This window comes from Methanospirillum sp., assembly GCF_035560735.1.
GTDB lineage: Archaea > Halobacteriota > Methanomicrobia > Methanomicrobiales > Methanospirillaceae > Methanospirillum.
Genome location: NZ_DATMYY010000054.1, coordinates 1 through 12,702 on the forward strand (window position 1 = coordinate 1; position 12,702 = coordinate 12,702).

A 12,702-nucleotide genomic window follows, 5' to 3' on the forward strand; every position below is an offset into this window, starting at 1 on the left:
GTCCCTGTGTGAATTTTTTCAATGAATGATTGACCCTTATCAAACGTAGATACATCTGGTTTGAAATATCAACACGAAAATCTCAATACTCTGTACTGTTACCAATTCCCACTTTTCCCATCAGGGAAGGTATGATGAGGGATGATAACCTACTCATCCTCTATGCGATCCCTTGTGTTTTTCTTTACCCTCCTCTCTCTAGCACTCATTGCCCAGTGTTGCTTTGCAGAAGATTCCACTGCCTGGTATGACAAGGGCGTTGAACTGTTAAACCAGAGTAAATATCAGGATGCGGCAGCAGCGTTTAGAAACGCAACCGAACTCGATCCTAATAATACCTGGGCCTGGCTCAACCTGGGAAAGGCAATGCAGGGGATGAACTGGATCACTCCGTCATATGATGCCTTTAAAAATGCGACCACCACTGACACAAACAATACCTGGGCCTGGATATTTAGGGGCAATTTCCTACAAGAGCGAAACCAGATCCCTCAAGCGATATCAATGTACCAGAATGCAATAAAGTCAGATCCAAAGAATGCCTGGGCCCGATATCATCTTGGAACAGCAGAGCAGGCTCTTGCTCATTACCCGGAAGCAGAACAGGCATTCAGCGATGCAATTGCATTAGATCCTACTAACCAATGGGCCTGGTACAATCTCGCTGTGGTACAGAAATCAACAGGGGATTATGGAGGTTATGCCATGAACCTGAGAAAAGCGAGTGAGATAGATCCGGATCTTCCCCACAAGGTAGGACTCGTGTCCTAAAACCCTGGTTTTTCTGGTGCTCATATTTTCGTGAAAATGCTACGCATTTTATGTAAAATAAGATAGATGATCGGATCAATAAAATCGAACAAGAAATACAAATGTTAAATGACGCACTTCATTGTATAAGGGGTTATGGCGTAAACGGCCGGAAATAATACACTATTACCTTTTCTTTTACGGGCCATATTTTATATAATATCTTTAATATAGGTATCATACAGATATCTACCCTGTTTATCTGCCTGCCGCCCCGGGATAGTCTGGAGTAATTCCATGAATGAAGAAGAAGATGATATGCTGGAACTGCTTGATGATGAGGAGCTGATTGCAGAAGCAGCCCAGGATCAAGCATCTCAGCATACCAAAGAATCAACGGACGACTCATTGGATGATGAGTTGGAACTGGACGAGACTGAAGAGGAAGAAGAACCAGCCATCGAAGAAATTGAGCAGGAGCACGCAAGAGAGCCTGAACCTGTACCTGAAAAAGAAGGCCTTGAAGTCGATATCAGGTATCTTATCGTCGCTGCGGTAGCCATAGCAGCAATACTCGTTGCTGCTATCTTCTTTGTACTCCCGACATTCTCAGACAAAGCACCGGATGTAACCATCAATCCAAGTCAGACCGGAGAGGATCTCTTCCTCTATCATGCTGGAGGGGCACCACTCAACGAGGAATTCCTTACTATTCAGATCAACGGGGCACCCGCATCTTCTGATAAATTTATGCTTATGGGCGGGGGAGCATGGCCCTGGTCGTTAGGCACCGTGCTCAGGGTAGACACATCAGGATATACCAAACCGGCAGTTGTAACTCTGCTCTATAAACCAAAGTCAACAGAGTACACCGTGTACACAACCACGGTCCAACCTGTCTCAACTCCAACACCTGAACCGATGATTACTCCTGATCAACAGGCTCCTACTCAGAGTAGTACACCTGTATCGCCCCCGGCAGCTAGCGAGCAGCCCGCTTCACCAGAAGTAACGCTGCAGCCTGTCCCGCAGACACTAGTCCAGACACAGGTCCCGGTTGTAGCACCTGTTACAGCAGGAGGGGTAAGCATGGATGTTCAACCTGCATCTGGAGCTGCACCACTAACAATCCAGTGCAATGACCTCTCAACTGGCTGTATCAGAAACCGGGTCTGGAACTTTGGCGACGGAATAACTACGATGAAACGGAGTCCGTCCCATGTCTACCCATTCCCGGGCACCTACAATATCTCGCTTGATGTCAGGTTCTGTGATCCTGAAGACAGTCCGGCCGTTCCTCCGACTCGTCAGGTAGTAGTCTCTCCATCACTGAGACAGGACACCATAATCCAGGGAACCGGTAAAGCACAGGTCAGTGCTGATGCGAAGATCTTCTTCACAGTCAAGGGCCCGGGGACCAACATCAGGATTGGTGGACGTGATCATTACCTGAATTTAGGAGATCACGTCGAGCTGCTTCTAGGTAGCGGTGGAAACGGAGATCTATCTGTGGTATCAAATGCCATCTTGAAATGCGATTACAGTAATGTCACCATGATTGTGAATGGCGAAGAGGTGGAGAATGGTACCATTTCAGTCATCAATATCAATCAGTACCTCCAGTTTGAGACTGCAGATATCACCATAAAAGCAGTAGCAGGCAGAGATGGTGCGAAGGGCCTCGTTGGAGGCCAGCCGATGGTAAATGCAGCACCAGGCCAGCAGATCATCTTCAGCAATGTTGGCCTTGACTCATATGGTAAACTTCTCTTCAGCGTGCAGAATTCAGCAGGATTCACCTTTAGAGGTGGTGTGGGGTCGTATGAAGTCTCCACTATCTCAACACAATGATTTTACTATCAAACAAATAGAAGCAGGTTCAACATTAACAAAACGATTGCTGAAGGTTGCTGATAATGGGGCAGCGACCTCAAATTATTCGGATGGGTGATTCAATAATGCGATATGATCAGGCGATGTCTCAAATGCAGACGATCATCGTACTGGCGGTGGTCATGATCGTCCTCTTTGTTCTCGGGCTCTCTCTTGTCTTATGGAACCCGATCACCGAGAAGATACCAAAAGCGTCCATCTCAATCGAGGGAGAGGGTGACTCGATTGTGATGCATCATGTAAGTGGTGATCCGCTCCCGTCAGACCGGCTTGTAATCAGGGTCAACGGCGATGTAGTAAACAACCAGAATCTCAACTTCATGAACGGAGCCTGGCCCTGGTCTGAAGGAGAGAATGTCCAGCTCTTCTACCCGGCACCAGAATCTCCCAGGGTTGTTGAGATCTATTACATGACCGACAAAGGCGAGAGCGTTCTCATCGACAAGGCACGAATAGAGCCGCCACCAAAGGTGAGTGCAACTCCGATTCCGGTCGAGATTGTAGCAACCTCAACACCGGCACCTGCAGCGACCATCATCCCTGTTGAGTTCAAGGATGCAGATCCATATCAGCCGCCAGCTGCTGATTTCACTGCTGATCCCCTTGTTGGAGATCCACCCTTGACCGTCTCATTCCGCGACATGAGTTATGGAAAGATCGGGAACTGGCTCTGGAGTTTTGGTGATGGTACAACCTCAACACTGCAGAATCCGGTTCACACATACTTCGTGCCAAACTCCTATACTGTCAGCCTGTTGGTGTCTAATTCGTATGGATCAAACCGGAAGACTGCTGAAAATTATGTTACCATAGGCTCGCCGCCGATGGCAAACTATCTTGCAGAACCAAAGAGTGGACAGTCTCCGCTTACTGTGCAGTTCACTGACCTCTCAACCGGAAGTCCGAAGCAGTATGAATGGTCATTTGGAGACGGCACCCAGTCAACAGATAAGAACCCGGTTCACATCTTCCAAAATGGCGGGGATTACAATGTCACCCTAACAGTTACAAACGCGTATGGTACCAACAAATTCTCTCCTCCTGTTGGAATCAACGTAACCGCTCCGACCAAGATGGATGTCTATATGACAAACAGTATAGCCGGAAATCTTGAGCCTGATGGATACATTAGATTGAGAATCACTGATCCGGTCAGTTCTATCAAGATAGCAGGCAAGATATACCAGTTTATCCCTGGTGATATCATCCAACTCATTTATGGAGGAGGCTCATCAGATGGAACAATATCATCTGATAAGAATCAGTTCGTAGCGTTTAATTTCAACGATGTAACACTGGTAAAGAACGAGGAGATCATAGCCCGTGGTCCGGTGAACGACTTCAAGGTCGGCGGGTATGATAGTTTCTCATCCACTCTGAACCTTACCATACCGGCTGGAGATGTATATGACAAGCTCTTCATCGACCAGGAAGAGTACAAATATGTCAAGACCCCGAAGCTCAGGTTTGTCGGGCTTGGACCAGGGAGCGATCAGAAGTTCTTCTATCAGAAGTCAAGCAGGGCTATGAACTTCCAGGGTGGAATTACCGAGTTCCAGCGGGGATAACCCGTTCTTTTTTTCACAAGTCAGGACATCAAAATTTCTTGCCTGACGAGCAGATATTCATCCTTTCAATCAGAATAGATCTGAGTATCATGCATCTGTACACCCCCCATATGCTCCTTGCATTCCTGCTGCTTTGCCTGGCAGGAGCAGCCTTTCCCTGCTCTGCTGCCCCTGCTGATGACGGGTCGGTTCTGTATTCAACCGACTTTACAAATGCAGAGGGTTGGATCACTAATAGTAAAGACAGGTTTTACCCTGAAATTGAGACCGGAAGATATCATTACCTTCTTGAAGGGGGTACCGGAGGGTATTCTGCCTACACTCTTCCTCAAAAGGTGAACGGTCAGTTTACTCTTGAGTTTGATGTCACCCCGGAAAAGACCGATGATGGCTCATCCTTCAGATTCGGTATAGGTACCGACAAAAAGGACAGCCAGAGAGGTCCTTTGCTTATGGTGGAACTGGCCAACAAGAAAGATGGCAGACTTTTCTACCTGAAAACGGTATCAAAAGAGAATTCCTTGAACCTGGTTGGATCAAGTCCGTCAACTGGCAGTTCTGGTGCAACGGTACGGTTTGAAGACAACACAACCTACCATGTGAAACTGACCTACTACGCAGCAGATAGCCGTGCATCTATTGTTGTGCAACAGCAGGGCTCTCCAGATGTCATCTTCACTGCCTCAGCTCCGGTATCTGGAAAGATTGAGGATCTGACGAACTTATATCTCACTGCGATTGGTGATGGAACATCAGGGCCCCAGGCTGAAGGCTACATTGACAACATCAAGCTCACCCTGTCTCCAACCCATGCCGCCGGTGACGAGAAAGATGCTAAAAACAATAAAGGTGCCGATGAGACTCCTGCGCCTGTCATCACTTCAGCCCCTGCCACTCCAACTGATGAACCAACCCCGGTCTTCACTCCAGGCCCTACCAGAACTCCCTTCCCACTTCCTCCAACTCCGACGCCAACCCAGACTCCGAAATCAGGATTAGGCTTCCTGGTTCTTCTTCCGGCTCTTGCAGGTGGAGCGATTCTGGCAATGAGGAAGTATCCATGACTGATGAACACATCATAGAAGCGATTGGGCGATCCCGGATAGTTGTTCGTGATGGAAAAGTCGTGGAGGTCAGTGAAGCAGTCATCACCGACTGCCCTCTTGCAAAACGGTTTGCATGCCCGGTAGAAGAGTTCACACCAGAAGCTGTAAAGAAAAATATTGAGAACCGGATTGAAGCATTCGGGATGTGTACTCCTGAACGCTCTCTCACTTCTGATGATGATTTTGTCGGGTTCGGTGCGTCTGAGCTCACCCGCACCGGTCTAGCATCAGGGATCATTGATGCAGCAGTCCTGGCATGTGATGGTGCGGGAACCGTTGTGGTAACTGATCCTGCAATGGCCCAGGGGATTGGTGGCAGGATGTCAGGTCTTGTCTCAACCTCTCCAATCAGGTCTGTCATCGAAAGGATAGAGGCTGGTGGAGGCATCGTGCCAGATCCAGTGCATGCATCTATGGATCCTCTAGCCGGAGTTGCTGCGGCACACAAGGCCGGATACTCCCATCTGCTTGTAACCGTTGCAGGTGCGGATGCTGCTGAAGTAGTGAGGAAAGCAGACCCTGATGCTGTTATCATGGCAGTACATGTCACTGGAACCTCACATGACGATGCAGTCAGAATCGCAGCAGTTGCTGACATTTCAACAGGCTGCGCATCCCTTCATATCAGGGAAGTATGTGGAAAAAAGGCTCTTATGCAGGCAGGAACTTCAGTTCCTATCTTCATCCTCACCAAGAGAGGCAAGGAGCTCCTCCTAGCACGGCTTGCCGTTATCCCGAATCAGATTCTGGTCAGCCATACTACCCTTCCGGTAATTGGAGAAAAGACACCGGGCCCCCTGGTCTGATCCAGTTAACTCACCCCTCTGTTCTCTTTTTTCTCTCCTGCTCAACAACTTCGGCTGTTGCCTCTTTTCGCCTCTTCACATGGAAGAGTCTGCTTGTATCCTCACGTTCTATCTCATCACGCATCCGTGAGATATACAGTTCAGTCTCCTCAAGGGTTGGGATAACCATATGTTCAAGTGCCTTGACTCTCCTGCTTATCCGCTCAATCTCAGCCAAAAGCCGTTTCAGTGTTGCTTCATTTCCTGCATACACTATAATGGCGTCGAGGAGTTCTTCGTATGAGTCAGCGAGATCGTCAATGACAAGGGTTGTTCCAAGCAGTCCGTACCCTCGTTGAATTACGTCTGTTTTAACATTTTTTCCGGTGATCACCGGAACTTTGACTCCGAAGACATTACGCTGTGAGAGGTCGATTTCTGGCTTTACCTCAACTGAGTAGGCAGCGACGGTCACACCTACTGTTCCTTCTATCATATACGCTGCTGCAATCAGAAACTGGGTACGTTTGTAACGGCTGATCAGGAGTTCGTACTCCTTTTTCACCTGAGGAGCAAGACGTGTCACCTCAAGGATCAACCCGTCAAGTTTCATACTCAAAATCTTGTATGCCTTGCGTGCCATCCTGAGTCTATTTTTGAGTGCAAGAAGGCCGGCACGGGTTGGTTTCACATCGGTCTGATACGCCATAACTCCTCCTACATGACCAGGTATCGCCTGATATGATCAGCATCAAGGCCGAACTGTTTTCCCCTGGCAATAGCCCGGAGGTTTGCAACCTCATGTCTCTTGTGCTCAAGGTATGAGAGAATAGGCAAAGCCGAGAAAGGATATCTCCTTGAAATCTGTTCGAGACGACGAAGACGAAGCCTTGTAACTGCCATCATCATCGCAAAGAGAGGTGTCTTTCGTTCAGCCCAGAGTTTCCAGATGAGATCTGCAGCATCAGCCTCACAGACTGATTCATTGCATCTCACATCCTGCAGTGCTTCCATCAGAATTGGTAGAATCTTCGCCTGTTGCATCCCTGCGATAAACTGCTGTTTATCCTCGATAGGATACATCTGCTGGAAATATTCTGGCCTCAGATTTCCTCCTGGTATTATGTATGGTTTGATGTCGCTCACCCTACTTCCAGCCCTAAGCCTGAAGAGGTTCCTGATATTGACAATGTCTATCTCAAACCGTATGTACGGAAGGATAGCATCGCCGCCCCTGATACCTGATTTTGCATCCTTGTAGTAATTTTTGTAAAATGACAGGTAGAGAGAGTTTTCAACCTCTGCAAACAGCCCTTTCTGATATCCTGCGGCAAAACCATCTTTCAGAACCGGATACAGTTCCCACTTCTCAAGCCCCTCGATAACATCATGTATTGTTCGCTGCGAGAGCAGGGTCTCAATTTGTCCAGGAGATATCCCTCCTGCAGGGATCAGCACCTGCCGTATCTGGTCGGGAGGGATATTGAACTGTCTGCTCCGGAGCACAAGCATCACGTTCCAGATGTCCCATCTGGCAAGGTACCGCACGGTGAGTTCATGGAGGGTTCCGGGAGTTATTGCAACCACACTCCGGTAGGTATTAGCCAGGTTTCTGGTGAGGGCTCCTTCAATCAAAGCGATTCCAGAGAGACTACCGGCAAGTTCGTTCACCTCGTTCTGGTACTCGGTCTCACCAATAAATCTGCTAATCTGGTTGAGATCCATGTTTAAAAGCCGCATATACTGGTCTCTTTTGATGAGTCGTGCCTTCCTGACGGTAAGTCTGGTGCAGATATAGATATACGCAGTTGGGGTGATCGGAAAATGGTGCAGTCTTCTCCTCCTTTTAGTTACGGTTTCTCGGTGAACCTTAAAGATGCACGGTCATCTCTGAAATCCTGGTAATGGTGTATCTGGTGGATCAGAATACTCTTCAGGATCCGGGTATCAGGTACAGCAGATCTCATGATGTCACCACGCTGTTCTTACCTCACCCATCGTGGATACCTCCGGTCAGGTAACGAGGACAGCATCCTGGTTCCGGGAAAGGTGATCAATATTGCAGGCATGGACCGGGCTGAGCTTGTGGATATTCCTGGCCTGCCTGCCCTCTTCATGGTCGCAGACGGAATAGGTGGCGCAGTTCACGGCGAGGTAGCCAGCCGAACCGTTCTGGAGTACTGTTCAAGGGTTCAGGTTCCAAAGTCTCCTACAGCGGTCACCGCGATGATCCAAGGGGCAAAAGAAACCCTTGACAGGATTGTCCGTGCTGATCCCTCGTACACCGGTTTTGGGACAACAGTCGCGGGTGTAGTCCTCTTTTCTGATCATGCACTCATCTTCAACTGTGGTGACTCCAGGGTGTACCTCATCGATAAAGGAAAGGCTGAACGACTCTCCCATGATCACTCCCTTGTTCAGGAACTCTGTGACAGCGGGGCCATAACCAGCGAACAGGTGTATACACACCAGTACCGCAACATTATCACCGCCTCAGTATCAGGTGATCCCAGCAGGCCTGCTCCGACGGTATTGGTAAACCAGGTTCCATGGTCCGGCTCCGGACGGCTGCTGATATGCACTGACGGAGTCTGGGAGGTGATCAGAGATGACACCATCTTCACACTAGCAATGGATGGAGATCTTCAGTCAGCCACAGATGCCCTGCTGAAGGCCTGTCTTGCTGGTGGGGGCCCTGATAATATCAGTGTAGTTCTGATCGGCTGAACTCATGGTGGTCCTGTGGCCACTTTTCCATCTGCAAAAAGTATAGATTTCCTGGCTCTACATGAGTACCATGGAATCTGAAATTACCTGGGATCAGTCACGGATGGAGTTTCAGCCGGTCTCGATGACCGTCTCCCATACCGGTGGCATGCAGTTCACTGCTGAAACTTCTTCAGGTTTGACAATTCCGATTGATGCACATGTTCACCTCGGCGGAGGTGGAAAGATTCCAAATCCCATTGAGTACCTCATCGCCTCACTCGGGGGTTGTGTCGGAATCAAAATACTACTTTCACTCAGTGATCAGAGGATCACTCCCAGTCTGCTTACTATCAGAATTCAGGCAGAGCGAAGACAGAAACTCCCTGCTGTGTTTGAACGGGTGCATCTGATTATCACCCTGTCCGGTCTGGTAGGCAGTGACCAGATATCAGAAATCATGACCAGAACCCTGACGCATCTCTGTCCGATTGCTGCGATGTTTGCCGGTGTCGGCAATGTCACATTCGAACATCACATCAGACCTGATCAGAATTCTTAAGGATCCTGATCGCGTCCGATCACAAGAACGGTAACATCATCACCGGGAATCCCGCTCCCGGCATATGTAAACACAAGTTCTGTGATGGTCTGAGCTGTGGTATCGGGGTCTGATGCCCTTAAGCCCGTAAGTGCTCTTATAACCGGCTCAACCCCGAGCATCCCAGTTTTATTCTCACACTCGGTTACGCCATCGGTGTACAGCACGAGTTGTTCACCGCTCTTCAGCGTGAACTCCTTCTGCTGGTATTGGTAGTCATCAAATGTTCCCACCGGGATATCAGGTTCCATAGGGATCAGAGCAGTAGTGTTTTCACTAATGAGAAATGGGGGATTGTGACCAGCGTTCGCGTAGGTTATCAACCCAGTCTCAATATCCATAATTCCTACAAGGAGAGTGACAAACAGGCTGTCATTGCTGCTCCTGATAAGCCCCTGGTTGACCTGGGAGAGGATCTCAGCAGGTCTGTGTGAGTAGATGAGTGCATTGCGCAGCAGGGTCAGGGATGATGCCATCACAAATGCTGCAGAGACTCCTTTTCCAGCAACATCTCCGATGCAAAAGAAACACCTGGTGGGTGTGATCTGCTGAAAATCGTAAAAGTCACCACCCACTTCATGCATCGGGATCAACTTTGCAGCAACCCTGATCCCTTTCATGGCAGGAATACTGGAAGGCAGGTATCCCTTCTGGATCTCCCGTGCTGCAAGAACCTGTCCTTCAAGCCGTGAGGCAGTCCCGCTTATCTCCCGTTCTCTTGCGACATTGTGCATCAGCAGAGTAAAAAGGCCCATGCCGGTTGCGATCACCAGAATTTCTATTGATGCGATGTTGAAGAGAAGAAGTCTTGAGAGATCAATCCCCTGGTAAAAGAAAAGAGTTATGATAGAATCAGCGGTGGTGAGCACTGCACCAAGCAGGACTGCATACCAGACTTTGATCAGCCTCCTGCCGTTCAGCAGAAACACGATCCCACAGACAAATCCGTTCATGAGTTCAGTAAGCAGGGTATCTATTGGTATCCCGCCAGTCCCGGTTCCCTGAAGAAGGAGACCAAAAGCTGCAGCCCCGACTCCGGCAAATGGCCCTGCGATGAGCCCTGCCATATTGGGCCCGATCTTCTTGATGCTTAAGAAATCGGTTACTGTACCGCTCCCTGCATAATACCCGAATGCGTAGAGAATCCCAAAAATCACCGATATTATGGCGATATATCGCCATGACTGCTCCCTGCCGGTGTATTTGTCTACGCCCTTCAGACTCGTTAGCAGGTACGCAGCAAAACAGACAGTTGACAATTTCTCTAGGAGATCTCCAATCACCATCGGTTCAATAAACATCGGACCCCTGCGTGATCATCCGGTTTGCTCTCCAGATATCCTGTGATCAATTCGCCACATTCCTTTCGGAACGGTGATCTCAAAGCGTGCACCTTCTCCCGGAACACCATTCTCTTCTATCGTGATACCAGTTATCCTGAGGATCTCACGTGATAAAAAGAGGCCCAGACCGGTATGAACTCCATACCCTCTATTGAAAATCTTTGATTTTGCCTCGGCTGAAATCCCACCACCGTCGTCTGTCCAGGTTATAGTGAGTGTATCCTTCCCTGGTTCAGTAGTCACGCTGATGGAATGTACATGTTCACCGTGTGTGATGGAGTCGTCCAGTAAATTAAAAAAAACCTTCTCAAACATCGGATCTGCAAGAACAGAGATATTTTTTGTATCTGATGAGAGGCTGATGGAATCAGGCACCCAGATGGTATTCATGATATGATCAAGAGATTGCCATTGCGGCTCATGAGAACCGAGATCCTCATACACCCTGGTAAACTCGATCTCTGCTCTGATTATCTTGATAGACTCATTAATTTTGTTGATATACTCTTCTGCTTCCTGGTTGTTTGTCATCTCCCTGACAAGAACCAGAAGGCCGGTGATGACAGAGATCTTGTTCAGGATGTCGTGCCTGGTAATCCCGGAAAGAAGGTTTAGTTGCCGGTAAGCCTGTTTTAATTTGTCCTCCATCCGTCTCTGATCAGTAATATCACGCCCGATGCCGATGATAGATTTTATCCGCCCCTGGGCATCGCGGTTCGGTGCATTGTTTGAGACATGCCACTTCCATGTTCCATCATGGTGGCGAACTCTGTACTCAATTCCGGCCTGCCCTGTTCCGGTTGAGAGGATGGTTCTGACATGTTCATTACACCGGGCAATCTCGTCGGGATGGACAAATTGGCAAAAATGTTTACCCATAACATCATCAACCGGGTGGCCCAGGATGGATGTCCAGTTTGGAGAGACGTAGGTGAAGACACCATCAGGAGTCAGGTCATAGACCACATCATTGGCATTTTCAACAAACGATCTGAACTTCTCCTCGCTCTGCCTAAGTGCTTCAAGATCCAGAATTCGCTGGGTGTTGTCAAAAAATGTCTCCAGCAGCATCTCTCTCCCCTGGAATTGGAACGGGAATCCGTTTTTTATAATTGGAACCTTTCTGCCGTCTGCGGTCAGTAAAATTCGTTCTTTATTTTCAATGATCTGGTTGAGATCGGTAATCGGGCATTCACCCTTTTCAGCAGGACAGATGAACTTATGGCATACTTTACCAACGATATTCTCTTTTTCTGCCCCAATCAAGGCAGCGGCAGCAGGGTTAAGGTCCACGATTGTGTGCGTCTTCGCATCAACGATGATGATCCCCTCTTTCACTGTAGAAAAGATCTGGTTCAGGTAGTCCCTGCTTTCAAGCAGGCCTTTTTCTGTTTGCTTCCAGTCTGATATGTCTCTGATCGATTCTATAGCGCCTACAATATTCTTGTGATCGTCGTACAGTGGGCCTGCTCTTGCCCAAAGCCACTGATGATCACCATGAGGTTTGTGGATAATCGTTTCAGCAATTATCACGTTCTCTTGTTTTCTCAAAAACGAAGAGTATGTTGATTCAATCTCCTTATCTGGAAAGAGGACGAGGTCTATCAGGGTCTTGCGATGCGTACCATAAAACGGGATCGCATATTCAAAACCGGATCTTCCCAGCATGGCATCTGCCAGGACCCCTGTCATCTCCTCTATCGCCTTGTTCCAGGCAATCACCATCCCTGCTTGATCGATAGCAAATGATGCATCAGGAAGGGAGTTTATGATGTCAGATATCTGGCAGTCTGGATTTTCTTTATCACAAGTGACTTTTTTCTCTGACACTGCCTTTTCTATCTTGTTTTGGAGTTCAGTAAATTGATCGCTGGGATCCCCTTCCTTTTTTATATAAAAATCAGCACCACTCTCAAGTGCCTGAATTATTGTCTCTTCACATCCTTTACC

Annotated in this window: 11 protein-coding genes; 7 read left to right on the top strand and 4 right to left on the bottom strand. The window is 48.4% G+C overall.

Annotated features, from left to right (window positions below):
- Positions 1-141 precede the first annotated feature (141 nt).
- The 5 genes from VN429_RS01405 (at position 142) to VN429_RS01425 (ending at position 6,123) form a co-directional block, all read left to right on the top strand.
- Complete coding sequence (locus VN429_RS01405; protein ID WP_325629006.1) at positions 142-771, top strand: tetratricopeptide repeat protein; 630 nt, start codon at positions 142-144, stop codon at positions 769-771.
- Positions 772-1,047: 276 nt separating this feature from the next.
- Positions 1,048-2,601 carry a PKD domain-containing protein gene (locus VN429_RS01410; protein WP_325629009.1) on the top strand — a complete coding sequence of 518 codons (1,554 nt, stop codon included), beginning with the start codon at positions 1,048-1,050 and terminating at the stop codon, positions 2,599-2,601.
- A gap of 107 nt (positions 2,602-2,708) precedes the next feature.
- Positions 2,709-4,211 carry a PKD domain-containing protein gene (locus VN429_RS01415; RefSeq protein ID WP_325629011.1) on the top strand — a complete coding sequence of 501 codons (1,503 nt, stop codon included), beginning with the start codon at positions 2,709-2,711 and terminating at the stop codon, positions 4,209-4,211.
- An 89-nt stretch (positions 4,212-4,300) separates the two neighbouring features.
- Entirely contained in the window at positions 4,301-5,275 is a 975-nt protein-coding gene (locus VN429_RS01420) for a hypothetical protein (protein ID WP_325629013.1), read from the top strand.
- Positions 5,272-6,123, top strand: coding sequence for a methanogenesis marker 8 protein (locus VN429_RS01425; RefSeq protein ID WP_325629015.1), 852 nt, complete (start codon positions 5,272-5,274; stop codon positions 6,121-6,123). The genes VN429_RS01420 and VN429_RS01425 overlap by 4 nt, the downstream gene beginning before the upstream one ends.
- A gap of 10 nt (positions 6,124-6,133) precedes the next feature.
- Here VN429_RS01425 and VN429_RS01430 read toward each other — a convergent pair whose 3' ends face one another.
- Positions 6,134-6,811, bottom strand: a complete 678-nt coding sequence (locus VN429_RS01430; RefSeq protein ID WP_325629017.1) for a V-type ATP synthase subunit D — start codon at positions 6,809-6,811, stop codon at positions 6,134-6,136.
- Between the two features lie 8 nt (positions 6,812-6,819).
- Positions 6,820-7,980, bottom strand: a complete 1,161-nt coding sequence (locus tag VN429_RS01435; protein ID WP_325629027.1) for a V-type ATP synthase subunit C — start codon at positions 7,978-7,980, stop codon at positions 6,820-6,822.
- An 87-nt stretch (positions 7,981-8,067) separates the two neighbouring features.
- On the opposite strand from VN429_RS01435, the gene VN429_RS01440 reads away from it, so the two are divergent.
- Together VN429_RS01440 and VN429_RS01445 are read left to right on the top strand one after the other, a co-directional pair.
- Positions 8,068-8,829, top strand: a complete 762-nt coding sequence (locus VN429_RS01440) for a PP2C family protein-serine/threonine phosphatase (protein ID WP_325629019.1) — start codon at positions 8,068-8,070, stop codon at positions 8,827-8,829.
- 61 nt (positions 8,830-8,890) lie between these two features.
- Positions 8,891-9,370, top strand: a complete 480-nt coding sequence (locus VN429_RS01445; RefSeq protein ID WP_325629021.1) for an OsmC family protein — start codon at positions 8,891-8,893, stop codon at positions 9,368-9,370.
- Here the strand turns inward: VN429_RS01445 and VN429_RS01450 are convergent.
- Positions 9,367-10,710: a PP2C family protein-serine/threonine phosphatase gene (locus VN429_RS01450; protein WP_325629023.1), complete on the bottom strand. Its 1,344-nt coding sequence runs from the start codon at positions 10,708-10,710 to the stop codon at positions 9,367-9,369. The genes VN429_RS01445 and VN429_RS01450 overlap by 4 nt on opposite strands.
- A gap of 15 nt (positions 10,711-10,725) precedes the next feature.
- A partial coding sequence (locus tag VN429_RS01455; protein ID WP_325629025.1) for a PAS domain S-box protein occupies positions 10,726-12,702 on the bottom strand: 1,977 nt, incomplete at its 5' end.

Excerpts from the sequence above, each read along its gene's own strand:
- VN429_RS01405 (WP_325629006.1), top strand. The coding sequence starts at position 142 with ATGATAACCTACTCATCCTCTATGCGATCCCTTGTGTTTTTCTTTACC.
- VN429_RS01410 (WP_325629009.1), top strand. The coding sequence starts at position 1,048 with ATGAATGAAGAAGAAGATGATATGCTGGAACTGCTTGATGATGAGGAG.
- VN429_RS01415 (WP_325629011.1), top strand. The coding sequence starts at position 2,709 with ATGCGATATGATCAGGCGATGTCTCAAATGCAGACGATCATCGTACTG.
- VN429_RS01420 (WP_325629013.1), top strand. The coding sequence starts at position 4,301 with ATGCATCTGTACACCCCCCATATGCTCCTTGCATTCCTGCTGCTTTGC.
- VN429_RS01425 (WP_325629015.1), top strand. The coding sequence starts at position 5,272 with ATGACTGATGAACACATCATAGAAGCGATTGGGCGATCCCGGATAGTT.
- VN429_RS01430 (WP_325629017.1), bottom strand. The coding sequence starts at position 6,811 with ATGGCGTATCAGACCGATGTGAAACCAACCCGTGCCGGCCTTCTTGCA.
- VN429_RS01440 (WP_325629019.1), top strand. The coding sequence starts at position 8,068 with ATGATGTCACCACGCTGTTCTTACCTCACCCATCGTGGATACCTCCGG.
- VN429_RS01445 (WP_325629021.1), top strand. The coding sequence starts at position 8,891 with ATGAGTACCATGGAATCTGAAATTACCTGGGATCAGTCACGGATGGAG.
- VN429_RS01450 (WP_325629023.1), bottom strand. The coding sequence starts at position 10,710 with ATGTTTATTGAACCGATGGTGATTGGAGATCTCCTAGAGAAATTGTCA.